The sequence below is a fragment of the Halarcobacter anaerophilus genome (genome assembly GCF_006459125.1).
GTDB classification, from domain to species: domain Bacteria; phylum Campylobacterota; class Campylobacteria; order Campylobacterales; family Arcobacteraceae; genus Halarcobacter; species Halarcobacter anaerophilus.
In genome coordinates this window covers 1,729,423-1,753,725 of the sequence record NZ_CP041070.1, presented here as the reverse complement: position 1 = coordinate 1,753,725, position 24,303 = coordinate 1,729,423, and the positions used below count along the sequence as shown (strand labels likewise).

General features: G+C 28.4%; 22 protein-coding genes, 1 tRNA gene, 1 other RNA gene and 1 pseudogene. 13 read left to right on the top strand and 12 right to left on the bottom strand.

Annotated elements, in window-relative coordinates; translation table 11 throughout:
- Nucleotides 1-109 precede the first annotated feature (109 nt).
- A complete protein-coding gene (gene mltG / locus AANAER_RS08635; protein WP_228711106.1) occupies nucleotides 110-1,201 on the bottom strand; it encodes an endolytic transglycosylase MltG in 1,092 nt (363 codons plus the stop codon).
- A gap of 49 nt (nucleotides 1,202-1,250) precedes the next feature.
- Here mltG and AANAER_RS08630 point away from each other — a divergent pair, with 49 nt between their 5' ends.
- Complete coding sequence (locus tag AANAER_RS08630; RefSeq protein WP_164969305.1) at nucleotides 1,251-4,106, top strand: YhdP family protein; 2,856 nt, start codon at nucleotides 1,251-1,253, stop codon at nucleotides 4,104-4,106.
- Nucleotides 4,107-4,115: 9 nt separating this feature from the next.
- On the opposite strand, the gene AANAER_RS08625 is transcribed toward AANAER_RS08630, so the two are convergent.
- Both AANAER_RS08625 and secA read right to left on the bottom strand, forming a co-directional pair.
- Nucleotides 4,116-5,321, bottom strand: coding sequence for an ABC transporter permease (locus AANAER_RS08625; RefSeq protein WP_129081224.1), 1,206 nt, complete (start codon nucleotides 5,319-5,321; stop codon nucleotides 4,116-4,118).
- A 1-nt stretch (nucleotide 5,322) separates the two neighbouring features.
- The gene (gene secA, locus AANAER_RS08620; RefSeq protein WP_129080891.1) at nucleotides 5,323-7,941 is read right to left on the bottom strand and encodes a preprotein translocase subunit SecA; all 2,619 of its coding nucleotides are present in this window, start codon (nucleotides 7,939-7,941) and stop codon (nucleotides 5,323-5,325) included.
- A gap of 98 nt (nucleotides 7,942-8,039) precedes the next feature.
- Here secA and lolA point away from each other — a divergent pair, with 98 nt between their 5' ends.
- The 3 genes from lolA (at nucleotide 8,040) to AANAER_RS08605 (ending at nucleotide 9,784) form a co-directional block, all read left to right on the top strand.
- Nucleotides 8,040-8,567, top strand: a complete 528-nt coding sequence (gene lolA, locus AANAER_RS08615; protein WP_129080890.1) for a LolA-like outer membrane lipoprotein chaperone — start codon at nucleotides 8,040-8,042, stop codon at nucleotides 8,565-8,567.
- Between the two features lie 35 nt (nucleotides 8,568-8,602).
- Nucleotides 8,603-8,924, top strand: an RNA gene (rnpB, locus tag AANAER_RS08610) — RNase P RNA component class A.
- 107 nt (nucleotides 8,925-9,031) lie between these two features.
- Nucleotides 9,032-9,784 (top strand): endonuclease, encoded by a 753-nt coding sequence (locus AANAER_RS08605; protein WP_129080889.1) that lies wholly within the window; start codon nucleotides 9,032-9,034, stop codon nucleotides 9,782-9,784.
- 36 nt (nucleotides 9,785-9,820) lie between these two features.
- Here AANAER_RS08605 and AANAER_RS08600 read toward each other — a convergent pair whose 3' ends face one another.
- The 4 genes from AANAER_RS08600 to AANAER_RS08585 form a co-directional block, all read right to left on the bottom strand.
- Entirely contained in the window at nucleotides 9,821-10,234 is a 414-nt protein-coding gene (locus AANAER_RS08600) for a hypothetical protein (RefSeq protein ID WP_044418487.1), read from the bottom strand.
- Nucleotides 10,235-10,356: 122 nt separating this feature from the next.
- Nucleotides 10,357-10,995 (bottom strand): hypothetical protein, encoded by a 639-nt coding sequence (locus AANAER_RS08595; RefSeq protein ID WP_129080888.1) that lies wholly within the window; start codon nucleotides 10,993-10,995, stop codon nucleotides 10,357-10,359.
- Between the two features lie 79 nt (nucleotides 10,996-11,074).
- Nucleotides 11,075-12,844 (bottom strand): ABC transporter ATP-binding protein, encoded by a 1,770-nt coding sequence (locus AANAER_RS08590; RefSeq protein ID WP_129080887.1) that lies wholly within the window; start codon nucleotides 12,842-12,844, stop codon nucleotides 11,075-11,077.
- Between the two features lie 14 nt (nucleotides 12,845-12,858).
- Nucleotides 12,859-13,146, bottom strand: coding sequence for a hypothetical protein (locus AANAER_RS08585; RefSeq protein WP_129080886.1), 288 nt, complete (start codon nucleotides 13,144-13,146; stop codon nucleotides 12,859-12,861).
- A 127-nt stretch (nucleotides 13,147-13,273) separates the two neighbouring features.
- Between AANAER_RS08585 and AANAER_RS08580 the strand changes: the two genes are divergently transcribed.
- The 6 genes from AANAER_RS08580 (at nucleotide 13,274) to AANAER_RS08555 (ending at nucleotide 16,613) form a co-directional block, all read left to right on the top strand.
- On the top strand, nucleotides 13,274-13,495 hold the full coding sequence (locus AANAER_RS08580; RefSeq protein ID WP_044418489.1) for a DUF1104 domain-containing protein: 222 nt from the start codon (nucleotides 13,274-13,276) through the stop codon (nucleotides 13,493-13,495).
- 1 nt (nucleotide 13,496) lies between these two features.
- Nucleotides 13,497-14,168 carry a response regulator transcription factor gene (locus tag AANAER_RS08575; protein ID WP_129080885.1) on the top strand — a complete coding sequence of 224 codons (672 nt, stop codon included), beginning with the start codon at nucleotides 13,497-13,499 and terminating at the stop codon, nucleotides 14,166-14,168.
- On the top strand, nucleotides 14,125-15,312 hold the full coding sequence (locus tag AANAER_RS08570; RefSeq protein ID WP_129080884.1) for a sensor histidine kinase: 1,188 nt from the start codon (nucleotides 14,125-14,127) through the stop codon (nucleotides 15,310-15,312). The genes AANAER_RS08575 and AANAER_RS08570 overlap by 44 nt, the downstream gene beginning before the upstream one ends.
- Nucleotides 15,306-15,635, top strand: coding sequence for a hypothetical protein (locus tag AANAER_RS08565; RefSeq protein WP_044418494.1), 330 nt, complete (start codon nucleotides 15,306-15,308; stop codon nucleotides 15,633-15,635). Before AANAER_RS08570 ends, AANAER_RS08565 begins: the two co-directional genes overlap by 7 nt.
- Before the next feature lie 72 nt (nucleotides 15,636-15,707).
- The gene (locus AANAER_RS08560) at nucleotides 15,708-16,010 is read left to right on the top strand and encodes a c-type cytochrome (RefSeq protein WP_044418496.1); all 303 of its coding nucleotides are present in this window, start codon (nucleotides 15,708-15,710) and stop codon (nucleotides 16,008-16,010) included.
- A 39-nt stretch (nucleotides 16,011-16,049) separates the two neighbouring features.
- Entirely contained in the window at nucleotides 16,050-16,613 is a 564-nt protein-coding gene (locus AANAER_RS08555) for a glycine zipper 2TM domain-containing protein (RefSeq protein ID WP_129080883.1), read from the top strand.
- A gap of 27 nt (nucleotides 16,614-16,640) precedes the next feature.
- Here AANAER_RS08555 and AANAER_RS08550 read toward each other — a convergent pair whose 3' ends face one another.
- From AANAER_RS08550 to AANAER_RS08530, 5 genes and pseudogenes are all read right to left on the bottom strand, one after another.
- The gene (locus tag AANAER_RS08550; RefSeq protein WP_129080882.1) at nucleotides 16,641-17,471 is read right to left on the bottom strand and encodes a flagellin N-terminal helical domain-containing protein; all 831 of its coding nucleotides are present in this window, start codon (nucleotides 17,469-17,471) and stop codon (nucleotides 16,641-16,643) included.
- 105 nt (nucleotides 17,472-17,576) lie between these two features.
- Nucleotides 17,577-18,524 (bottom strand): hypothetical protein, encoded by a 948-nt coding sequence (locus tag AANAER_RS08545; protein ID WP_129080881.1) that lies wholly within the window; start codon nucleotides 18,522-18,524, stop codon nucleotides 17,577-17,579.
- Nucleotides 18,525-18,782: 258 nt separating this feature from the next.
- Nucleotides 18,783-18,867, bottom strand: a tRNA-Leu gene (locus AANAER_RS08540).
- A gap of 150 nt (nucleotides 18,868-19,017) precedes the next feature.
- A pseudogene (locus AANAER_RS08535) lies at nucleotides 19,018-19,308 on the bottom strand (HU family DNA-binding protein); the annotation flags it as partial.
- A gap of 101 nt (nucleotides 19,309-19,409) precedes the next feature.
- Complete coding sequence (locus tag AANAER_RS08530; protein ID WP_129080880.1) at nucleotides 19,410-19,991, bottom strand: class II aldolase and adducin N-terminal domain-containing protein; 582 nt, start codon at nucleotides 19,989-19,991, stop codon at nucleotides 19,410-19,412.
- 74 nt (nucleotides 19,992-20,065) lie between these two features.
- On the opposite strand from AANAER_RS08530, the gene rsmH reads away from it, so the two are divergent.
- From rsmH to AANAER_RS08515, 3 genes are read left to right on the top strand one after another with little or no spacing between them, the layout of a single operon-like run.
- Nucleotides 20,066-20,968 (top strand): 16S rRNA (cytosine(1402)-N(4))-methyltransferase RsmH, encoded by a 903-nt coding sequence (gene rsmH / locus AANAER_RS08525; protein WP_129080879.1) that lies wholly within the window; start codon nucleotides 20,066-20,068, stop codon nucleotides 20,966-20,968.
- Nucleotides 20,961-21,230 (top strand): hypothetical protein, encoded by a 270-nt coding sequence (locus AANAER_RS08520; RefSeq protein WP_044418533.1) that lies wholly within the window; start codon nucleotides 20,961-20,963, stop codon nucleotides 21,228-21,230. Before rsmH ends, AANAER_RS08520 begins: the two co-directional genes overlap by 8 nt.
- Complete coding sequence (locus AANAER_RS08515) at nucleotides 21,211-24,303, top strand: efflux RND transporter permease subunit (protein WP_129080878.1); 3,093 nt, start codon at nucleotides 21,211-21,213, stop codon at nucleotides 24,301-24,303. Before AANAER_RS08520 ends, AANAER_RS08515 begins: the two co-directional genes overlap by 20 nt.

Here is a 24,303-nt window from a genome sequence, read left to right as displayed (position 1 = left end):
GTATTAAATTTTGAATAAAACTATAATAGCAGTATTTGAGTTTATGATTATTGAATCTTTTAGTTTAATTTAGTACAAAAAATTTACTGTTTCAATATTTCACAGTAAATTATTTTATATTGTTCCATAAATCTTTAATTGATGAGGGATTTTGCTTAGAAACGTCTGTTTTCATTATTTTTTTAGCCTCTTTATCAATATTTGTCTCTTCTTCTTTGTTTTTTGTGTAACTTTTTTTCACACCTCTGTTTGCTTTAATATTTTTTACATGTGTAGAATAAGAGTTTGTAAATTTATGTAAACCTGTTTTATTATCTTTAACAAAATATAGATAATCACTTTTTACGGGGAAAATTGCCGCTTTTATTGCATTTAAACTTACTGCACATACGGGACTTGCAGGCAGTCCTTTGTTTCTATAGGTATTATATGAAGAGTTATCTTCTCTTATTCTTTTTGCAGAGACTTTCATATGGGAATATTTCCCGTAATTTAAAGTTCCGTCCATTTGTAATGCCATATTCTTTCTAAGTCTATTATAAATCACGCTTGAAACTAAAGGCATCTCATCTACACTTGCAGCTTCTTTTTGAATAATTGAAGCAATTGTTATATAAAAGTACCACTTTTTTTTATCATAATATCCGAATATTTTTCTTGAAAACTCTTCATAATGTTTATTTGTTTGAGAAAAAAGGTAAAAAAGAAGATGATCTTCTTTCATTCCATATGGTAAAGAGTAAGTTTCGGCAAGTATATTTCCATCATTTTTATATGCATATTGATCATATATTTTTTGTAATTTTTCCAAAGACAAATTAAATTTTTGTGCTAAGTGCTGTAAAAAGATATAAGAAGTTTCTCCCGGGATCAAAGTTATGCTTCTTAGTGCAGCTTTTGATTTTGTAATTTTATAAAGAAAATCACCTTTTGTCATATAATGCTGTTTTAAGTCTATCCAGCCGTTTTGAGGATATCCGAAAGTTCGTACGACAATTTTGTCTATAATATTTGTTTCATAACCATTTTTATTTAAATGAGATATAATGCTGCTCGTACTACCTTTGGGAATATATATCACTTTCGTTGAACTTAGCGGGATATTTAAATAAAAAAGTACGGCAATAGATGCTATGAGGAATAATTCGATTATGTTAAAAATTATTAAGGCTATTATTTTATTTCTTTTGATATTTTTCATTATATTAATATTTTCACTTTTTTGGGGTATTAAAATTGACTCTTTTTCTTTGGGCAATTTTTCAGTTTCGAAATTTTATTTAAAATTGGATAAAAAACTCATTTTAAAGACTCAAAATTTAGTTATTCATACCAAAAACAGTAAGAAAAAAAGTTCTATAAAAGATGTTCAGCAACTTTTATCAAATTTAGAATATTTGTTAATTTTATTTGACAAAATCGAAGTAAAAGAGCTGAAAATAAATGATAATTTAGTTGTTGTTGATTTAGATAGAAATCACCTTTTTATTGATAATAAATATGTAAATATCTCTTCTGATTTGGAAGTTGAAAACAATATCATAAACTTGAATCTTTATTCTCTTTATCTAAAAGATATGAATTTAACCTTTTTCGGAGATATAAAAATTGATTTAAAAAAAGAGTCTGCAAACTTTTTAGGAGAGTATATTTATAAAAATGTTGAAGGTTCTTTAAAAGCCCAAGCAGATGAAGACTTTTTTGATTTTGATATAAATGTAGATAAACAAATAGATTCTATTTCTTTTCTAAAAGATTTTTTCAGACTGGATGAAACGGCAGAAGAGTGGATGTATGATAATGTTACGGGAAAGATAAAACTAAACTATTTAAAAGGAAGGTTTGATTTAAAAAAACAGAGACCTGTAATCAATTCTATAAAAGGGCAGGCTATAATCCAAAATGCAAAAATAAGATTTCATAAAGGTGTAAAAACAGTTGATACTCCTAAACTTACGGTTAATTATTCTAATGATACCCTCTCTTTTGATTTGGATAAACCGATGTACTCAAATAGTAAACTTTACGGAAGCAGAGTCTATATTACTAATTTGACAAGTCTTAAAAAAGGTATTGTTCATGTAAGTTTGAAATCCGATTCAATATTAGATGAAAATATATTGGAAATTTTAAGAGCTTATGATATTAAACTTCCCATAAAACAACTTAACGGAAATTTAGATTCGGAATTATTATTGGAAATACCGTATTTGGCATCTAAAAAAATGCATGCAAAAGGCTCTTTTAAAGTAGAACAGGCACTTTTAAATTTAGGTACTTTCGAATTTTTTGCCAATAATGCGGATGTCGTATTAAATGACAATATAGTTACTATTGAAAAATCATCCGTTGAACATAAAGATATGCTTAATGCAAATTTGCAATTAAAAATAGATACTTCAAAAAAAGAGGCAGAAGGAAAAGTTCATATAAACTCTTTTGAAATAAAAAAAGAGAAAGAGGAACTTATCTCTTTAAAAGATTTTGATACAAATTTAAATATAGATTTTAAAAATAAAACTACAATCTCTTTAGAAAAACTGTTAACAAAACTTCAGATAAATGAGGATTCTCTTAATATAAATATTCCAAAACTCTCTATAGCTTATCCTTATTCAGGTCTGTTGAGAGAACTAAATCTTAAAAAAGGGGATTTGAAGATTGATATTTACGATGAAAATAATATTAATTTTGATGCAAATGTAAAAGATTTAACTCTTCCTCTTGAAAAAAACGGTCAAAAAATAAAAGATTTAAATGTAAACGGAGTCGTTAAAAATGATGTTACTTTTATACAGGCAAAAAACTATGATATAAATATTGTTTTAAAAAACGGCAAAAAACCTCTTCTAAAATTAAAAGATATAGATCTGCTTTTATATGAAACAACAAACGATTCTTCAAAAAAAGAGTATCCAAATGTGGATATTCAGCTGAATAATTCACTTTTAAAATTGGATAAAGAGCATATTTACAAAATTTTATGGGCAAACCTTTATTTAAATAACTCTAAAGTCGACTTTGAAGGAGAGGGCTTAAATCTTGATTTACCTATTTCCAAAGACGGAGAAAGAGTCTCTAAACTGCTAATTGACGGAAGTTATGAAAAAAGCTTCGTAAATCTAAAAACAAAAGATAAAAAACTTCAATTAAGCTATGATCTTTCAAATGAAAAGATAAAGATGTTTTTAGAAAACTATGATGTTATCTTTAATATGAATGATGAAGATGAAGGAACAAAAGAGAATACGACAAGTTACTATATAGAGGGTAAAAATTCAAATATTATAATAGATAAAAAACATATAGCAAAAGCAACAAAATATAATTTTATTTTTGAAAAAAATTTTACTGAAATCTCTTTAAATAACAAATCAACAACGTTTTTTTATAGAAAAGATAAAAACAAAAATATAATTGTCGATGCAAAAAATATGAATGATGAGTTTTTAAATGCTCTATTAGGAAAAGGTTTAATAAAAGACGGGAATGTTAATTTAAGTGCATCTGGAAAAGATGATTTAATAAACGGAACTATAAGTTTTACAAATAGTAAAATTGTAGATTTGGCGATATTAAATAATTTGATTATTTTAATAAATACCTCTCCTGCTATAATCAACCCTTTTTTAGCTATTCCTTCTGTTGTGGGAATGGCAACTTCCGGAGGATTTAATCTAAACGGCTATAGAATTATTGACGGAAAAGTTGAGTTTTCATATGATTTTAAAAAGAAATTCTTGGATATGAAAAAGATTCATACGGAGGGTAACGGAATTGATTTTGACGGTTTTTTATCAGTAGATTTTGTTACTTCGGCAGTTGACGGAAAATTAAAATTAATATTTTTTAAAGATTATTCAAAAATTGTTAATTATATCCCTGTGATAAATTACGTTCTTTTAGGGGATAAAAAAAGAGTTGACACCGAAGTTACAATTTACGGAACTTTAGAAGAGCCTAAATATAAGACAAATCTTGTAGAAGAGGGGGTTAGTGCTCCTATAAACGTACTAAAACGTATCTTTACTTCACCTATTGATTTAATCAAATCTTTAGGAGGTATCGGTGATGATAAAGAAGAGGAAGAGAAAAAAGAAGAGTAAAATTAACTTTTACTCATTTCTTAAAACATCAATTACATCAATGTTTGTAGCTTTTTTTGCAGGATAAAAAGAGGATAACAAGACTATTATAACAGCACCTATAATAATTGAGGCAAAATCTAAAGCCGATAAATCAAGGGGCAGTTTTGATGTTCCGTAAACATCTGCGGGTAAAGAGATTATATTAAAAGTATCTAAAAGCCACATTCCAAAAAATCCTAAAGCAACACCTGTTAAAATCCCTGAAAAACCGATTATAGTTCCTAATCTAAGAAAAATATTTTTTATCTCTTTTTGTGTTGCTCCCATTGAAAGAAGCAGGGCAATCTCTTTTCTTCTACTCATTACTGTCATAAGAAGAGAAGATATAATATTTAATGAAGCAACAAGAATAATAAGCATTAAAACAATAAAAAGGGCTCTTTTTTCCATCTGCATAGCTGCAAAAAAGTTTCCGTTTTGTTGCCACCAACCTATAATACCAGCTCCATATGGAAGTAAAAATTTTTTTAATACTTTTATATCTTCCATCGCATTATCTGAATAAACATGTATACCGTCAAAACTGTTTTTGTTTCTATGTAAAAGAGTTTGTAGTGCTTCAATTGAAGTATATACATAAGCTTTATCATAAGCGTGCAATCCTGACTCAAAAGAGTTTCTAAAGGTAAATCTTTTCATTTTAGGAAGCATTGATAAACCTGTAGGATTTAATGAAGTGAAATATAAAGTCGCTTTATCTCCTTTTTGTATAAAAAGATTATCTTGAATACCTTTTCCTGTAATAATATCAAATTTAGACAAGTTCAAATTCTCTGCAGCTTTTTTGTAAATAGAGTTTATTTTTGATTCATCCTCTTTATTTACTCCGAAAATAATTCCTCCATTCATATTCTCACCGTTTTGCAATATTATTTGTGAGCTAAGGTAAGCCGAAAATTTTAAATCAGGGAAATTTTTTTGTAGGTCTTGTAATAATTTCTTATCTACGTCTCTTTGAAATTTAGGATAAATTGATAAAGGATAATTCATTGTAAAAAGTTTATTTTCAAACTCTTTTGCAGTTCCGTTCATAATTGCCATTGAGATTATTAAAACCATTACTCCAATGGCAACTCCGATAAATGCCAAAATGGCACTTATTGAAATAAAGGGGTTTTTTTTGTCAAATTTCAGATATTTTTTGACAATAAAATTTACTAACTTTTTATTCAAATTAGTTTCCTGCTGCCAAACCTCTTTTAGGTCCGCTTTTACCGCAGCATTGTTTGTATTTTTTCCCTGAACCGCAAGGGCAAGGTTCATTTCTGGCAATTTTTTTATCACTAGAAGCTACTTTTTCTTGATCTATATTTGTCACAAGGTTTTCAGTTGATTCTTCCATTTTTTCTTTCATCCTCTCTAAAGCCTCTTGCTCTCTTTTAGCATCTTCTTTACTTTGAAGTTGAATAGTAAAAAGAACTTTTATAATCTCAAGTTTGATGTTATTTACAAACTCTACAAACATATTATATGACTCTTTTTTATATTCAACTAAAGGATCTTTTTGATTATAACCTCTAAGTCCGATACCTGTTTTTAAAGTATCCATTGCATATAAGTGATCTCTCCAAGCATTATCTAAAATTTGAAGATATAGAACTCTTTCAATTTCACTTTTTTGTTCAGGTGCTGCAATACCCATTTTTTCTTCGTAAACATCTTTTATAATCGATACGAGTTTTTCTTCTAACTGATCATAGCTTTCAGCTTTTATATCATCTAATTCAACAATTAAATTTAACTCTTCTTTGAATTTTGTAATAACATATTCATAATTAAAATCTTCCGATGGCATACCGTTTATTATCTCTGCTTCGGCAAGTAAATTAATAATATATTCAACTCTATGGTCATCAAGTTTTGAAGTAATATCATAATCGGGATTTAGTAAATCATTTCTAAAGTTATAGATAACTTTTCTTTGTTGATTTGCAACATCATCATATTCAAGAAGATGTTTTCTACTTTCAAAGTGCATTGATTCAACTTTTTTCTGAGCATTTTCAACAGCTCTTGTAACCATTCTTGATTCGATATGTTCTCCCTCTTCAATACCGATTCTCTCCATAATACCTTTGATTTTATCAGACCCGAAAATTCTAAGAAGGTTATCTTCTAATGATAGATAAAATTGAGATTCACCCACATCTCCTTGTCTACCTGAACGACCTCTTAGCTGATTGTCGATTCTTCTACTTTCATGTCTTTCCGTACCGATGATTGCTAATCCTCCAAGAGCCAGTGTATCTTCGGTTAGTTTAATATCAACTCCCCGTCCTGCCATATTTGTAGCAATTGTAACAGCACCTTTTTGTCCTGCATCGGCAATAATTTTCCCCTCTTTTTCATGTTGTTTCGCATTTAAAACAGTATGAGGAATTTTTAGTTTTGTAAGAAGATTATGTAGTTTTTCACTTTTTTCAATTGAAGCTGTACCTACAAGTACGGGTTGCCCTTTTTCATTATACTCTTTTATTTTTTTACTTACAGCTTCAAATTTTTCTCTTTCACTTTTAAAAATAAGATCGTTTCTATCAATTCTTTGAACAGGAACATTTGTAGGAATTGAAACAACATCCAAATTATAAATTTCAGCAAACTCTGTTGCTTCTGTTTGTGCCGTTCCAGTCATACCTGCAAGTTTATCATACATTCTAAAATAGTTTTGGAACGTAATATCGGCAAGAGTTTGAGACTCTTCTTGGATTGTAACTCCCTCTTTAGCCTCTAAAGCTTGATGAAGTCCTTCACTAAATCTTCTTCCTTCACTAAGTCTTCCCGTAAACTCGTCTACAATAATTACTTCATTGTCTCTTACTACATAATCAACATCTTTTTCAAAAATATAATTTGCTTTAAGTGCTTGGTCTAAATGGTGAGAAAGTATTGCATTTTCAAGAGAATACATATTGTCTACACCGAAAAGTTTTTCAGCTTTTTCAATACCTTGATCCGTAATAAGTACCGCTCTGTTCTTTTCGTCAATTGTAAAATCACCTGTAGAATAAGCTTTTTCATCAGCTGATTTAGGTTCTATTAATTCGCCTTTTTCTAAGCTTAACGCAATTTCATTTGCTTTTGCATAATCTACACTTTTTCTGTTTGTCGGACCTGAAATAATCAAAGGAGTTCTAGCTTCATCAATCAAAATAGAATCGACTTCATCAACGATAACAAAATGGTGACCTCTTTGAACTTTATCTTCCAGGTCATATCCCATATTATCTCTTAAATAATCAAAACCGAATTCATTATTCGTACCGTATGTAATATCTGCCGCATACTGTTCTCTTCTATGATCATCATCTTTAACTTCACCTATAAGTGCCCCAACTGTGAATCCAAGAAAATTATATAAAGGTTCTAAATCCGTAGCATCTCTTTTTGCAAGGTAATCATTTACCGTAACTACATGTACACCTTTTCCTGTCATTGCATTCAAAACAACAGGAAGTGTTGCAACTAAAGTTTTACCTTCACCCGTTTTCATTTCGGCTATTCTTCCGTCATTTAAAACCATACCACCTATTAGTTGTACATCATAATGTCTCATTCCCAAAACTCTTTTACTTGCTTCTCTTGTAATTGCAAAAGAGTCGTTTAATACTTCACTTAGAGTCTTTTCTTCTTTTTGTACGAGATCTTTCAATTGGTTAAAAGCATCTTGAAGTTCTTCATCGCTTAAAGGTTTATATTTCTCTTCTAAAGCTGTAATTGCATCAGCTTTTCTTCTATATTTTTTTACTTCTCTATCATTTGAGGTACCAAATATTTTCGAAAAAATGTTTATCATAAAATAAATTCCTTTTATACCAAATAGATTCACAATTGATTTATTTTAATTTGGTATTAGTTATAATCGCTTGATTATATAAAATTTAAGGTTAAAAAATGGTTTATCGAATATCGCTTCTATTAGGACTGCTTATAGTAAATTGTTTTGCAAATATTGATTTTGAAAAAATAAAAACTTTTAAAGCAAACTTTTTACAAACAGTTACCAATGAAGCCGGCAAAAAAGTTAAATATGAAGGTGAAGTTTATATTAAAAAAAGTGGAAAAGTTTTATGGAAATATGAGTCACCCATAAAAAAAGACGTATATGTAATAGGAGAAGAAGTTATTATAAATGAACCTGAATTAGAACAAATTATAATCACAACTTTGGAAAAAAATATTGACATTGTAACGTTATTGAAAAAAGCCAAAAAAATAGATGAAAATCTCTACTCTACAAAACTTTACGATACGGAATATCTTCTTGAAATAAAAGATGATAAAATCGAAAAAATATCTTTTAAAGATCAACTGTCAAATAAAATTGAGATAGAATTTTCGAAAATTAAAAACAATTTAGATTTTGATGATTCGATTTTTATGTTTACAATCCCTAAAAATTATGACGTAATTCAAAAATAGTAGATTTTTATTTGAAATCCACTATAATATCACCCTAGGTACATCAGACAATAGCTTGTTTAACAAGAGGAAAGTCTGGGCTGCAGTGAAGTATGGTTCCATCTAACGGATGGCTAGAGAGATCTAAGGGACAGTGCAACAGAAAGTAAACCGCCTTTTTAGGTAAGGGTGAAAGGGTAGGGTAAGAGCCTACCAGCATTTAGAGCAATCTTTATGGCTATGTAAACCCAACCAGCAGCAAGAAGAACGTGGTAATAAACTTCACACTTATTGTTCTTCGCAGGATTGTTAAAGTGATTTAACAACTAGATAAATTATTGTCTAATACAAAACCCGGCTTATAGATGTACCTAAAAATAATCAAAAAACAAACCAATTGAATTGCCGTAAAATCGATACTTTTCTAAAAAAATAATTTCTCTGCTACAATTCGCGTCACAAAATTTGTCACGGAAATGTAGATTATGTCAATAAAAAAATTAACAGTTGCTCTTTTATTTATAGCTTTTGCTTCTTCTGTTTTCGGTGAAGAGGGAAAATTAAGTTCGTTTTCAAAAGCAAAAAAAGAGCTAAGAAAAGTCTATTCAAATCATCAGATAACTTTTTATGCAAGTTGTAAATACAACTATAAAGATAAAAACAATATGATTGACAGAAGTAGCTGTGGATATGTCCCAAGAAATGAATATACAAAAAAAGGGAAAATCAATAAAAGAGCAAGACGCATAGAGTGGGAACATGTAATTCCCGCACAAAACTTCGGAAGGCAGTTTAAATGTTGGAGAGAAGGAGACTCTTTATGCATAAAAAAAGACGGTAAACCTTATAAGGGTAGAAAGTGTTGCTCTAAAGTTGATAAAAAATTTAAAATTATGCAGGCAGACTTGCATAATTTGGTTCCTGCTATAGGGGAACTAAATGCCGATAGATCGAATTTCAGATATTCTTTAATTGAAAATGAACCCAGGTTTTACGGCAAAAATGTTGATTTTGAAGTAGATTTTAAAAAAAGAGTTGCAGAACCTAAACCTAGTATTAGAGGGGATATTGCAAGAATATATTTCTATTTTGAAAAAGAGTACGACCTAAAAATATCAAACAAAGATAAAAAACTTTTTGAAGTTTGGAATAGGATAGATCCCGTAGATAAGTGGGAACTTGAAAAAAATGAAAAAGTTTATAAAATACAAAAAAACAGAAATGAATTTGTTAAATAAACTTTTTAGATAAAAGATACAGTTTTAAACTGTATCTTAAAATCCTGCAGAATAACCTCTACTTGAGTGACTTTTAATTAAACCGTAATAAGTTTTATCTCTTATTTGTTTAATCATATTTCTTAATGTAAAGATTGAAGTGTTTTTATCTTTCCATGCACTTTTTTTGATAACCTCTACATCAACTATAGTTCCTTTACTTTTTAAAATAGTATTAAAAATTGCCATTTGCGTTTTAGTTAAACCTACATCTTGGTTTTTTCTATCAAAAACTTTTTTTAATACTTTGTCGTAATAGAAACCTTTCCCTAAATCAATTCTGCTGTCGATTTGTTGATTTAGAATCTCTTTTAACGTATCTTCTATAGATAAGTTAAACTCTTTTGATTTACTTTTTAGAAATCTTTCCATCTCTTTTGTTAAATCTATAGTTAAAATATTACTACTCATTTTTTACTCGCTTTTTTTTATTTTAATTATAACACATTATATTATGATGAAACTTAAAAATGAGACATTTTTGAGACAATTCTTATTAAAAATTAATAAATAACCAAAATATGCCATATAAATTATTTTAATGCCTCTTTCCATTTGGCTAAAAAATCATTTCTATTATATATTTTTGCACCTAAATCTATTTTGTATTGTAGCTGAGGATGCCCTAAATTCCAGAGTTTATAGCCATTTTCTTTTAAATAGTCGTTTAAAAGTACAAGTTGAAGTTTTCCCCAATTGTTATATTTTTTCTCTCTAGTAGTAAATCCGGATAGAGAAGTATAAGTTTTTCCTATTTTGTATCCAATTTCCCCTGAAATTAGCTTTTTTGTTTCGTTTTCACACACTTCAATGCTTAGAAGCTTAAACTCTTTATTTAGTTTATGCTCTTTAATCATTTTGATCTTTTTTAAAATCTTGATATAGTCATCATTTATCCAAGACTCCTTATGATAAGTTTTTAAATTATAAAGAACCTCTTCAAACCTATTATTTACAGAGAAAATATATTTTTTTTCTTTAATTAATTTTTTTATTTTTTTATTAATTATTATTTCATCAAAATTTAAAACAGCATATTCAAATTGAATTTCAGGAAGTAAAACAAAATCACCGTTTTGCGTATACATCGAAGTTGTTATAAATCCACACTCTGCAGCTTTCATATAAAACTGTGCAGAAAAATCATCACTCCAATAGTAATTCTCGGTCATATTAGAGTAAATCTCATTTTTTAATATATACTCATTGTTTAGATCTTCTAAAGTAATATAGTAAATTATGATAAACTCCTTATATTAATTGTCTTTTTACAAATTCCAAATAGTGTCCTTCTTCCTCTTCTAACTCTTTAGAAGTCCCTTTTTGTACTATTTTACCGTTATCTAATACATAAATCATATTAGCATTTTTTACCGTGCTTAATCTGTGGGCTATTGTAATAACTGTTTTATTTTCTAAAACAGGTTTTAGATTGTTAAACAGTTTTGCTTCCGTATGAACATCCAAAGCAGATGTCGATTCATCAAAAATTACCACAGAAGGGTTTGCAATAATCATTCTGGCTACAGATAATCTCTGTCTTTGCCCGCCGCTTAATCTTATTCCATGTCTGCCTACAATAGTATCAAGACCGTTTATCATTTCATTTACACTTTTTTTAAGCTGTGCTATTTCTATAGCTTTATAGATCTCTTCATCTTTTATATTTTCATTTCCCATTGTAATATTAAATCTAAGAGTGTTATTAAATAAAATAGGCATTTGCAAAACCAAAAAAATCTCATTTCTTAAACTCTTTTTATCTATTTTATCAATTGAGATATTATTATAATAGATGTCTCCGCTTTGTTTTGTATAAAATCCTGCAATAATTTGTGCAAGTGTAGTTTTTCCGCTGCCGCTTGCTCCTATAAGTGCTACTTTCTCTTTAGGCTCTATTTTTAAAGAGATATCTCTTAAAAGCTCTTTTTTTAGATTATAAGAAAAGTTTAGATTTTTAATCTCAATTATAATGCCTTTGTTACTTTTATTAAGTTTCTCTTTTCCGTTTTTTTCAGTATTTAATTTTAATATTCTATTTACTCTTTTTAGTGCAGCGTTTGCAGTCGTATAGGCATACTGCATAGATAAAATATCTTGTACGGGAGTCATAATAAACCAGATATATCCAAACATTGCAAACATCATACCGATTGATAAATCAGAGTAGGCAACCATTATTAATCCGCTTGCTCTTAAAGATTCAAAAGCAATCAGGAAAATAGTAAAAGAGAATCTTTCATAAGCAACACTTTTATAGTTATATTCATTTGATGTTTTTTGTATATCTTTTGCTTTATTAATTGCCTGATTAAAAAAGTATGACTCTTTATTGCTTGCTTTTATTTGTCCAAAAAGCTCCAAAGATTCCCCAATATTATCTTGAAACTTTTCTATAGCTTGATTCTCTATTTTTTTTAATGTTCCCACTTTTTGTGAGATTTTTCTTGACAATAACATTATTAAAGGTTGAATAAAAAGAATCAAAATACCTAAAATAGGATCTATTGCAATCATTACAATAGAAACGGCAAGCAAAGTAAGAACAGAAGATACCAATTTACTTGCACTTGTAACAATAAAGTTATCCAAAGTATTTACATCGGTAATAAGATTGGCTGCAATTGCACCGCTTCCTAGGCTTTCATACTCATTCATAGAGACTTTTTCCAAATGTTTTATCAGTTTTTCTCTTATTTTAAATGTTATATATTTTGAAATAAAAGTAAATATTTTTGTTGTAACTACATTTAAAATAAAATATATAAATCTTAAAAAAACAACGGCACTTGTAACAATTAATATATAATATAAAGAGTTTCCTATTCCTAAATATTCATTAATCGAATTTATAAAAAAATCAGGTTTATTCAATAGAACTTCATCAACTAAAGCAGGAAGCATAAGAGGAATAGGAACATTAACTAAAATAGCAATAATCGTAATAAACTGACCTAAGAGCAGGGCTCTTTTTTTATGAAGAAGTAGCTTCCAAATATATTTTAGGTCTATTTTTTCCATAGGTTTGAGCAAAATTATTTACTCAGTTTTTCACAAATATCAACTTTCATACCTTCATGATATTTACAGTTTAATCCACAATTATAATCTCCTCTTGAACTTAAGTTCAATCTTTCAAGCTCTTTTATAGAGGCTTCTCTACACTCTTTTAAAGTACTGAAAACAGCATACTTTTTACTTCTTTTTGTATTGTTTTTATCGGGATATATAAGTGAAGTCCACTCCTGCTTTGAATCGTCTTGTCCAAAGCAACCTGAAAGTATAAATATTGATAATATAGAAAATATAATAGTTTTTTTCATTTTTTCTCTTTTATTTTTTTAAGATTCTATTATAAATCAAATTTATTAATACTAAAATATAAGATGATTTACTATTTTTCTACAATTTTATGTTATCATAACAAAAATTATTTATTAGAGCGAAGAGATGAGAAGAATTGTAATTGCTTTTTTATTTTTGATGTTAACTTTACCTTTATTTGCAGATGATTTTTCGGAAATGAGTACCCAGGAGTTAATAGAAATAATGGGATATGTTCAGAAAAAAAATCTAAATAGATTTAATAAAGAGTTAAAAAGCAGAGTTCCTACAATGAATGAAAAAGAGAAAGCAAAATATAAAGAGAATCTAAAGAAACTAAAGAAATAAAATGAAAACAAAATTATTACTTTTGGAAGATGACTTAACATTAAGTGAAACAATTGTTGATTATTTTGATGAGCAGGGATTTGAAGTTACTCCTGTTTATGACGGGGAAGAGGCTTTGGAAGCTATCTACGAAAAAAAATTCGATACTTTTTTGTTTGATGTTAATGTTCCATTGATTAATGGTTTTGATTTATTAAAAAATCTTAGAAAAGAGGGTAACAATACTCCTGCAATATTTATTACCTCTCTTAATTCGATGAGTTCTTTAGAAGAGGGTTTTGACAGCGGCTGTGATGATTATATAAGAAAACCTTTTGAGTTAAAAGAGCTTCTTTTAAGAGTTAAAAGGATTATAAAAAGAGAGTTTTCCAAAAGTAAGGATACAATTGTTACAATTGATGATAATATTACTTTTGATACTTCATCTAATGAACTGTTAAAAGAGGGTGAAGTAGTGCAGTTAAACTTTAAAGAGCAGAAGCTTCTAAAGTTCTTTTTGCAAAACAGAGATGAAGTTTTGGTACATGATAGAATATATGACTATTTGTGGGATTACGGTGAGCAATACAGTGATAATTCCCTTCGTACATATATAAAAAATTTAAGAAAAATTTTAGGAAAAGATAGAATTGTTAGTCTTAAAAAGCTTGGATATCGATTTAACTCAAAGTGAGAAAAAAACACTATTAGGATTTTTATCTCTATACTCTTTTTTTACTATTGTAATTCTATTTTTTATCTCCTTTTTATATTTCTCTTTTCAAAAAGATTTAATGCTTCAGAAAAAAAGAATTATGATGCAAGAGTATGCCAATGATTTTGTTTTCAGATTAAAAAACCTGCATATCAATTTTGATAAATACAAGTATTATCCAAGAGACGAAAAGTTTAATTCTGCTATTTATGACAGTGAGGGAAAACTTATTTTTTCCACATTGGAATCAAAAGATGTGGATTTGGACGGAGTTGTTTATACTTCAGGCTCAAAAATACATTTTATAGAAGAACCTGAATCTTACTATTTGGGTGCAAAATACGTTGTACTGGAAATTCCTGATGATGAACAATGGCTTATTTTGCTGGAAAAAGAGATTACGGTTTTTGTAATAATTGCTTTTTTCTTTATGACACTGTTGGGATATTTTCTTTTAAAACTTTTTTTAAGACCTATGAAAGATGCTTTACATCTTTTGGATAGATTTATAAAAGATACGACTCACGAACTAAACACTCCCGTTAGTGCAATAATTTCAAATGTTGAGATGATAGATATAACTAAACTTGATGAAAAACTGGCAAAAAAGATTAAAAGAATAGATATTGGGGCAAAAACTATTTCAAATATTTATGAAGATTTAACTTTTTTAACTTTAGATAATAAAATTATTTCTCAAAATGAATATTTGGATTTAAGTGCTATAACAAATCAAAGAGTTGAGTATTTCAGGACTTTGGCAGAAGTTAAGAAGCTTGAGATTATTGCGAATATTGAAGAAAAAGTTACTATTTTTTGTGATAGAAAAAAAATGATTAAAATCATAGATAACTTTTTATCAAATGCAATAAAATATAATAAGATAAAAGGAAAAATTATAGTAAATCTGCGACAATCATCTTTAAGCATTGAGGATACGGGAAAAGGAATGACACAAGAACAAATAGAGAATCTTTTTCAACGATATGTAAGATTTGACAACAGCGTAGGCGGTTTTGGAATAGGTTTAAATATTGTTTCTATTATTGCAAAAGAGTATGATTTTAAAATAGATGTATCTTCAAAACTTCATGAAGGAACAAAAATGGAGCTAAAATGGTAAAGGTTTTATTTATTTTAACAATTATTTTTAATTTTGCTTTTGCAGATGTTTATGAAAATAATTGTTTAAAGTGTCATAACAAACTACCTGTTTCTATTGATAAATATTTTTATAGATATTTGCTTAAATACAGCAGTGAAAGAGATGTAAAAAAAGCTATGACGGATTATTTAAAAAATCCGTCAAAAGAGACTACAATTATGCCTCAGGCTTTTATTAAAAGGTTTGGCGTAAAAGAGAAAACAAAACTTACAAATAAAGAGTTACAGGAGGCTTTGGATACTTACTGGGAAGAGTATAAAGTCTTTGGCAAATTGAAATAACTCTCTTAATATCCACAATCAATTCACAATTTGATTTTATACTTCTAGTATTATAAAATTAAGGAGTAAAAAATGAAAGTAACAAAAATTCTAGGTGCAATGGCACTATTAGGTGTAACATCACTATTCGCAGCTGATGGAGCAACACTATTTAAAACATGTGCAACATGTCACGGTGCAAATGCAGAAAAACATGCATTAAATAAATCTCAAGTTATTAAAGGTTGGGATGCAGCAAAAATTGAAAAAGCATTACACGGATACAAAGACGGTTCTTACGGTGGAGCTATGAAAGGTGTAATGAAAGGTCAAGTTGCAAGATTATCAGATGCTGATATTAAAGCATTAGCTGGTTATATTTCTGCTATGAAATAAAGATTAACTGGTTTTTTAACCAGTTGAAAAGGAGTTATCATGATTAAGAGTACAATTTTGAATTTAATTAAGAAGACTTTTTTTTCTGGAATAGTTATAGGCTCATCACTTTATGCAGGTGGTGACAGATTTTATGACTATGCGAGAGTTACATACTCTGAACCTATTTATGAATATGTTTATGAAAAAGTACCAAATAGAGTATGTGAAGAGGTCAAATATAAAGTACGAGATAATTATGATGACCAATATTACTCTTCAGGTTATGATGATAGCTTGGGAATTGACACTTTAGTAGGAACAGCAGCAGGAGCAGTATTAGGAAGCCAAATCGGTAAAGGCAACGGAAGGGTTGCATCTCAAATCGTAGGCGGATTATTAGGTGCAAAAGTTGCTCATGAGATTAGAAATTATAAACCTAGAGCTTATAATAAAGCTTATAGATATGAAACAAGAACTGAGTGTTATGATGAACCTAAAAGAGTAGAAAAAAAGATGATAACCGGATATAAAAATTACTTTGTTTATAATGGAGTTAAACACTTCAAAATTACCGACAGACCTATAAACAGGGTCAGAATCAATCATACAATAGAATTTTAAACCTAAGTTAAAATAACTTAGGTTTTTTTATGTTAATAATCTATTTACAATATTTTGATTTATATTATTAGATTGAGCAGAAGCATAGGCTCCTACTTGAGCTAATATATTTTGTTTACTAAAATTAGAAACTTCTTGAGCATAATCTACATCTTTAATAGTAGAAGTAGCATTTGCAGTTTGAGTATATTGCGTCATTAAGTTACCTACTGAACTTTGTAATTGGTTTTGAGTTGAACCTAAATCCGATCTATAACTGTTTACGGTGTCAATAGCACTATCAATACTACTTAAAAAGTTTCTTGCACTTTCAGAAGTAAATGTTGAAGCATCTTGATTTAATAAAGAGTCTAATCCCAATCCGTCCGTATTTGATTGGATAGAGTCACTTTCAATTATATCTTCTGCATTTTCCCCTGCTTGAAATTGTAAGCTTTGTGAAGCAGAAGTATCATCGGGTGCATTTTGTAAAAGAGTTTCACCGTTATAATTTGTACTGCTTGCAATATTATTTAGATTTCCTAATAAGCCTTGAATATCATTTAATAAAGCTTCTCTTCCTTCTTGTGAAGTAGTGTCTGTCGAAGCTTGCAGTAAATTCTCTTTTACTTGGTCTAGAATTGATGATTGTTCACTTAAAGCTTGGTCTCCAATTTGTATATTTGCAATTCCGCTAACTGCGTTATCGATAGATTGGGCAATACTTGAATTCTCAACTTTAAGTTGTTCTGCAATTGCCAATCCTGCCGGATCATCTGCAGCACTATTTATTTGACTACCGCTTGAAATTCTATTTAGAGATTGATTTAAATTTAAATAGACAGATGAATCATATTGTACACTGTTATTTACTTGCATCTTAGACCCCTTTTAAGCTTTTATTAAATTTTATTATTTTCTTTTTTAAACAATTATTAAGTAAAAACATTAATTTTTTTACTCTTTAAAAAAATTATTTATTTTTTAATATGTTTTTTCAAGGGATAAAGAGCCATTATTTAAGAAGTTTTCAAAGTTATTTAAAAAGATATTTACTCCTTTTTTATAATAATCTTCAAATTCAGATGATTCTCTTGAATTAATCTTTTCTAAAAGGTGTAATTTTTTGTTTATTAATCTGTAGATATATAAAAAACCGTCTTCAAGCTTGTTGTCATGAAAAATCAAAGAGTAGTTTTTTATTAAATTTTCTTCAAAAATTAAATTCTTTATTTTTTCAAAATCAAGTTTTTTGTTATTGTAGTCTGTAGGAATTACTATGTAGTTTTTCTCATCGAAATCATATTTCTTTTTACTATGTTTTTTAAAAATATATGAGTATGTCAAAAATCTTATATTATATGGATCTAGACTCCCGTCTAAAAGTTCAATATTAACTTTTGTATCTGCCGAAACTTCTTCTATATCTTTTGAATGAGCTGCAATCTCTTTTTCTATATCTGCATTTTCAATTTTATCCTCAATTTTAATTGAAAGATGTTTTAAATTTGTATACTCTTTTAATTTATCCAAAAATTTTTCATAAGTAATTATACTTTTGTCATCGTTTTTTACTTTTTTCAACATTTTATTTTTAATAAGAAATTCATATATATGAATAGAATCATCAATTTTTTTATTTAGAATTAAATCCAAAACAATCACTTTGCAGTTTGCAAATACTTTGTTAATTGTATGCTCTTCATAACTTTTTTTAAAATATTTAATCAAAAAGTTTCTATAAGTAAAAACAGATATCTCGACATTCAAATCCTCTTTTAGTTTTTCTATCTGTCGCTTTAAACTATGGTTTGAGCTTAATAATAATTTTATCTTCTCACTGTTTTTAAGAAGGGTTGACTCTTTTTGTTTTAAACCTTTAATCTCTAAATCATCTAAAAAGTCTGCTAAGTCATATAAAGTATTTTCCATATAAAAGTCCTAAAAAATATATATAAAACAAAATATAACAAAATAAAAATATAAATCTAATAAAAAAATACAAAATAAAACAAAATATTACAAAAAATAGTATATATTGTTTGAATTAGGTTTTAATAGATTTATTAATTTAAAATTAATTGAAAAAATTTTTTATTTAAAAGATTTTAATTTGATCTTTTTTTAAAAGTAATTTTTAATAGTTTGAAAGTAGAACTTGGATTTTATATTTTTAAGATTATAAAAAAGTGGTACCCGTGGTCGGACTTGAACCGACAAGACCAAGGTCACTGGATTTTGAATCCAGCGTGTTTACCAGTTTCACCACACGGGCATCTAAAAAAGAGTTGAAATTATAGCAAATAGATTCTTAATTTTATACTTAAAATATCGCTTTTTTTAAAATTTTTTTATTTATTGAATTTTTTCAATAAAAAAAGGGAAACTCAAAAGAGCCTCCCTTTTTGCTTAGATGAAAAAGTTATTATTTAGCTACAGCTTCTTTTAAAGCTTTTCCAACTTTGAATTTTGCTACAGTTGTAGCTGGAACAGTAACAGTTTTATCAGTTCCAGGAACTTTTGCTGTTCTTTCAGCTCTAGCTGCTGTACTAAATGTACCGAAACCAATAAAACTAACAGTTTCTTTTTTTACTAAAGTCTCTGTAATTGTGTCTAATACTGCATCAACTGCACATTTAGCATCTTTTTTTGATAAACCAGCCTTTGCTGCAACTGCGTCAATAAATTCAGCTTTGTTCATAGAAGAACTCCTTGTGTAAGATTTAAAATATTTAAAAACTTTATAGTATTTAAGCTTTAAAGTAGCTAAAAATTAGGGCATTGATGCAAATTATTATATAAAAATTTGCATTTTTGTTATTGATAAGAAGATTTTAGACTTAAAAGCCTGCAAGAGTTCTCTAAAATGGCTACGGTTTTTACCAAATTATTTATGTCTCTATCATAAACATACGTACCGACACCTTTAATTACCATTATTCTTTCATTGCTCTCTTTTAAATATTTTGTTATCTCTAAAGCGTTTCTACTGTACCAAGTACTAAAATCGCCAGGGTCATATATAGGAACCCTTCCTCCTAGAGTAACTTTCCCAAAATAATCATCAAAAACAATTTCGTCATGTTCAAAAGTATACGCCGTAGTATAAATAGGAACACCAAATGCTATATATTTTGCTTCATGTATATTTGTATATATTGTTGAATGTATATCAGATTCAATACTTGCAATTTTCCATCTATAATCTTTTTTTGTCATATTGAGTTTACAAAAAGAGTTATCATCCATTTCATCAAAAATTGCATCGGCTGTATTTATAACAAATGAGTTGTAGTCCAATTTTGCTGAAATCGCTCCATGATATATACCGAAAAAATTTTTTCTAAACATTGTTAAGGAGAGATTGCTTAAGAGTTTTACAACGTTTGAATCAATCATTTTAAAATGCCTTAAATATTTTTTTAGGTATTATATCCAATCGCAAATAAAAGAACTGTAATTAAGGATGTTTTATGGATGTTCCCCATATACCCGTACTTTATAATGAAGTTTTAGAAGCTTTTAAAGATATAGACGATGGATATATTATTGACTGTACCACAGGGTATGGCGGTCATAGTTTAGGTTTATTACAACAAAATGAAAATATTCAATTAATATGTAACGATCAAGATGAAGAGGCTTTAATTTTTTCTAAAAAGAGATTACTAGATTATAAAACCAGAGTAATCTTCAATCAAGGCAATTTTGAACATGTTTTGGAAACTTTTAGAGGATTCAATATACGTGGAATCTTGGCGGATATAGGAGTATCCTCTTTACAACTGGATAAAACTCAAAGAGGTTTTGGTTTTGACGGTGATACTCTTGATATGAGAATGGACCAAACTAAAAGCTTAGATGCTTCAGTTGTAGTAAATACCTATTCTCAAAGTGAACTTGAAAGAGTTTTTAAAGAGTACGGAGAAGTAAGAGAATACAAAAAAGTTGCATCTTTAATAGTAAATAACAGACCTTTTAGTTCGGCAAAAGAGTTGGCTTCTTTTCTTGAAAAAAATATGAGTAAAGGTAAAATTCACCCTGCAACTCTTCCTTTTCAAGGAATTAGAATAGAGGTAAATGATGAATTAGGTGTTTTAGAAAGACTTTTTCAATCTATTGAAGAGATAAAACCTAGAAATTGTATTGTTGCCATAATCTCTTTTCACTCTTTAGAGGATAGGATTGTAAAAAATTATTTTAAAAAATGGAAAAAATCTTGTATTTGTCCTCCCGATGCTTTTAAATGTACTTGCGGAAACAATCACTCTTTGGGAAAAATCATTACAAAAAAACCTATAACTCCTACAAAAGAGGAGATTAAATTAAATCCTAGAAGCAGAAGTTCCAAATTAAGGATATTTAAGTTTGATTAAATTGAATCCTAGGAATTCTCTTTTTATTGTATTTGTTACTCTGTTTGTAGCTTTAGTTCTCTATTTTCCAAAAATATATTTAATTAATAATATCTATTATGTAAGTAAAGATATCAATAAATTATATGCCCATTATACTTCTTTGAAAGAGGAAAACAAATTTCTTGCCCAACAACTTGAAGATATGAAATTTGAAAATCAAATAGAGGACTCTTTATTGATTTTTACAATAGAAGGGAAATATGATACAAAGAATAATTGAGTTTGGACTAAAAAAGAGTATTCTAAATCATCTTCTTTTACTTTTTATTTTAGTTCTTTCTATTTTTGCCTATCTTAAAATTCCAAAAGAGATTTTTCCTCCGTCTAATATGGATAAAATCCTAATCTCAGGAACTTATGCGGGAGCTAGTTCCGATGTTTTAGATAAAATTGCAGTTGAAGATATTGAAGATGAGCTTTTAAGTGTTGCAGAAGTTACAAAAATAGATTCTATTATAAAAAACGGCAGTTTTTCTATTACTGCTGAATTAAGAGAGGGTGAAGATATAGGTTTGGTTGTTGATGATATAAAAGATATTATCACACAAGTTCAGACAAACCTGCCTTCTGATATGGATGAACCTACCGTAAAAACAGTAGTTCAGAATTTCCCTTTGATTACCGTTGCTGTTTATTCTCAAACGCAAATTTCAAAAGAAGAGCTTTTAGATATTGCAGAAGAGGTAAAATCCAGAATTCAACAGCTAAAAGATTTGGAAAACGTTACTGTTTTAGGAAAAAGCGACAAAGAACTTCTTATCTCCTTTGATGAAGAAAAAATCGAAGCTTTTGGCTTATCTACAATAGAAGTAATCTCTGCTGTTCAAAACTTAAGCTCAATTTTTCCCGTAGGTATAATAAAAGATAGAACAAGACACTACTATCTAAGCACTTTTAACGGCGAAAAAGATATTGAAGATATAAAAAATACTAAAATCAAAGTAGAAGGCAAAACTCTTTATTTAAAAGATATTGCAAATATTAAATATACTTTTGCAGATGTTACGGATAAATCTCACTTTGACGGAAGAACAAATGTTGCTATTAGTATCAGTAAAAGTGAAGAGGGTGACTCTATTGAGTTGGTAAAAAAGATAAAATCAATTACGAAAGATTTTGAAAAAAAGTATACAAATTTGAAATTTGATACTTATATGGATACTTCTGTCTGGATTAAAAATAGGCTTAATACGGTTGTTTCAAATATTCTTTTTGGTTTAATGCTTCTTTTTATAGCACTGCTTTTTTTTATAAATATGAGAATAGCTTTGGTTATTGCAATCGGAATTCCGACCTCTTTTATGATAGGTCTTATTTCAGCCGAATCTTTGGGTTACAGTTTAAATATGCTTTCTCTTCTTGGGGCACTTATTGCTCTTGGTATGCTTGTTGATGAAGCTATTGTAGTTGCTGAAAATATTTATCGTCATATGGAGATGGGAAAAGGGAAGTTTGAAGCGGCAAGAGACGGTGCTATAGAAGTTTATCCTGCTGTTTTAACCGCAACGGCTACGACTATCTTTGCTTTTTTACCTATTCTTTTAATGAGTGGAGAAACCGGTAAATTTATGAGAATTCTGCCTATAATGATATCAATACTTCTTATAAGTTCACTTTTAGAAGCATTTTTCTTTTTGCCTTTACATGCAAAGCAGATATTAAAACTTAGCAATGAGGATAGAAAATCTCATAAAATTTGGGATTTTAACAAAAGGCTTTACTCTAATCTTTTATCTTTTTTACTAAAATGGAAATATATAGCTTTAAGTGTTTTAGTGGGTTCAATTTTAGTTTTTTCGGTTATTTTAATAGGCTCTTCAAAATTTAAATTTATGCCGGATTTTGATTCAACGCAAGTTTATATTACAGGTTCAGTTGGTGTGGGTAAAAAGATTGAACAAACAGAACAAAAAGTTTTTGATATAGAAAAAAAGCTGTTACAAACCCTTGATTTTAAAACAGAAATCCAATCAATCAGTTCTGTTACGGGAATGAAACTTGACGGAAAGAATCAGCCTGAATATGAAGAGTTTTATTTTCAAATATTTGTAAATTTATATGAAAGGGCTCCTCAAAATATTTTTGATAAATATATAAATCCTTATTTGTCTCCTAAATATGATGATAAAGAGATGATAAGAGAAGGCAGTTCTCAAGAGATAGAGACTAAGATAAAAGAAGATTTACAAGAGTTTATGGACTCAAAAACATATGAAGAGCTGAAAGTTTTTGTTCCTAAAGCAGGGATTGTAAAATATGATATTGAATTAGCCGTATCAGGAGATAATAAAAAAGTTCAAGATTCGGTAAAAGTTTTGAAAGATGCTCTTTCAAAAATAAAAGGTGTTTCAAATATTGCAGATGATTCATTACTTGGAAATTATGAGCTTAAATTTAAAGTAAATCCTTACGGTTATGATTTAGGTTTTTCAGAAGAGCAGATTTTATCTGAACTAAGACCTCTTTATTTAAAAGCGACTTACTCTAAAATGTTTGATGATAAAGGGATTATAGAAATTGTATTTAAAAGTGAAAATAAAGATATTTTAAGCTCTTTAAATAGTTTAGAAGTAACAATTCCGAACAGTGAACAAAAAGTGCTTTTAAAAGATGTTGTCGATTTTGTAAAAATTCCCGCATATTCACAAATTTTTAAAGAGAATAACAAAAGAATCACAAGCGTAACGGCATCTATTACGAATACTACGTCAAATGAAGTTTTTAAAAAGTTAAAACCTACTTTGGATAACTTAAGAAAAAGTGTGACAATTGATATAAAAGGTGAACAAAAAGAGAATGAAAAAGTACAAAATGAGATGTCTGAAGCTGCTATTATGGCAGTTATTCTGATTTTTATTGCTCTTGTTTGGATGTTTGATTCTATAATTAAATCTTTTATAATAATAAGTACCATTCCTTTATCTATTTTAGGAGTATATTTCGGACACTTTATTATGGGTGTAAATATTACAATGCCTAGTTTAATAGGTATGGTCGGTCTTGCAGGTGTTATTGTAAATGACGGAATAATTATGATGGATTTTATTAAAAAAGCAAAAACATTAGAAGAGTTAAAAGAGCTTGCACAGCTTAGATTAAGACCTATTTTATTAACCTCTTTGACAACTGTTTTAGGTCTTAGCTCTTTAATCTTTTTCCCATCTGGACAAGCTTTGATTTTACAGCCTATGGCTTTGGCTTTAGGTTTCGGAATTCTTTGGGCAACAGTTTTGAACTTATATTATGTTCCAATGCTTTATAGAATTGTTTATTTAAGAAAGGTGGATAAATAA

What these genes read in the sequence shown, in the direction of transcription:
- AANAER_RS08605 (WP_129080889.1), top strand. Translation starts at nt 9,032, where the DNA reads ATGTCAATAAAAAAATTAACAGTTGCTCTTTTATTTATAGCTTTTGCT.
- AANAER_RS08515 (WP_129080878.1), top strand. Translation starts at nt 21,211, where the DNA reads ATGATACAAAGAATAATTGAGTTTGGACTAAAAAAGAGTATTCTAAAT.
- AANAER_RS08590 (WP_129080887.1), bottom strand. Translation starts at nt 12,844, where the DNA reads ATGGAAAAAATAGACCTAAAATATATTTGGAAGCTACTTCTTCATAAA.
- AANAER_RS08575 (WP_129080885.1), top strand. Translation starts at nt 13,497, where the DNA reads ATGAAAACAAAATTATTACTTTTGGAAGATGACTTAACATTAAGTGAA.
- AANAER_RS08595 (WP_129080888.1), bottom strand. Translation starts at nt 10,995, where the DNA reads ATGACCGAGAATTACTATTGGAGTGATGATTTTTCTGCACAGTTTTAT.
- AANAER_RS08555 (WP_129080883.1), top strand. Translation starts at nt 16,050, where the DNA reads ATGATTAAGAGTACAATTTTGAATTTAATTAAGAAGACTTTTTTTTCT.
- AANAER_RS08600 (WP_044418487.1), bottom strand. Translation starts at nt 10,234, where the DNA reads ATGAGTAGTAATATTTTAACTATAGATTTAACAAAAGAGATGGAAAGA.
- AANAER_RS08550 (WP_129080882.1), bottom strand. Translation starts at nt 17,471, where the DNA reads ATGCAAGTAAATAACAGTGTACAATATGATTCATCTGTCTATTTAAAT.
- rsmH (WP_129080879.1), top strand. Translation starts at nt 20,066, where the DNA reads ATGGATGTTCCCCATATACCCGTACTTTATAATGAAGTTTTAGAAGCT.
- secA (WP_129080891.1), bottom strand. Translation starts at nt 7,941, where the DNA reads ATGATAAACATTTTTTCGAAAATATTTGGTACCTCAAATGATAGAGAA.
- AANAER_RS08580 (WP_044418489.1), top strand. Translation starts at nt 13,274, where the DNA reads ATGAGAAGAATTGTAATTGCTTTTTTATTTTTGATGTTAACTTTACCT.
- AANAER_RS08585 (WP_129080886.1), bottom strand. Translation starts at nt 13,146, where the DNA reads ATGAAAAAAACTATTATATTTTCTATATTATCAATATTTATACTTTCA.
- AANAER_RS08565 (WP_044418494.1), top strand. Translation starts at nt 15,306, where the DNA reads ATGGTAAAGGTTTTATTTATTTTAACAATTATTTTTAATTTTGCTTTT.
- AANAER_RS08560 (WP_044418496.1), top strand. Translation starts at nt 15,708, where the DNA reads ATGAAAGTAACAAAAATTCTAGGTGCAATGGCACTATTAGGTGTAACA.
- AANAER_RS08530 (WP_129080880.1), bottom strand. Translation starts at nt 19,991, where the DNA reads ATGATTGATTCAAACGTTGTAAAACTCTTAAGCAATCTCTCCTTAACA.
- AANAER_RS08545 (WP_129080881.1), bottom strand. Translation starts at nt 18,524, where the DNA reads ATGGAAAATACTTTATATGACTTAGCAGACTTTTTAGATGATTTAGAG.
- lolA (WP_129080890.1), top strand. Translation starts at nt 8,040, where the DNA reads ATGGTTTATCGAATATCGCTTCTATTAGGACTGCTTATAGTAAATTGT.
- mltG (WP_228711106.1), bottom strand. Translation starts at nt 1,201, where the DNA reads ATGAAAAATATCAAAAGAAATAAAATAATAGCCTTAATAATTTTTAAC.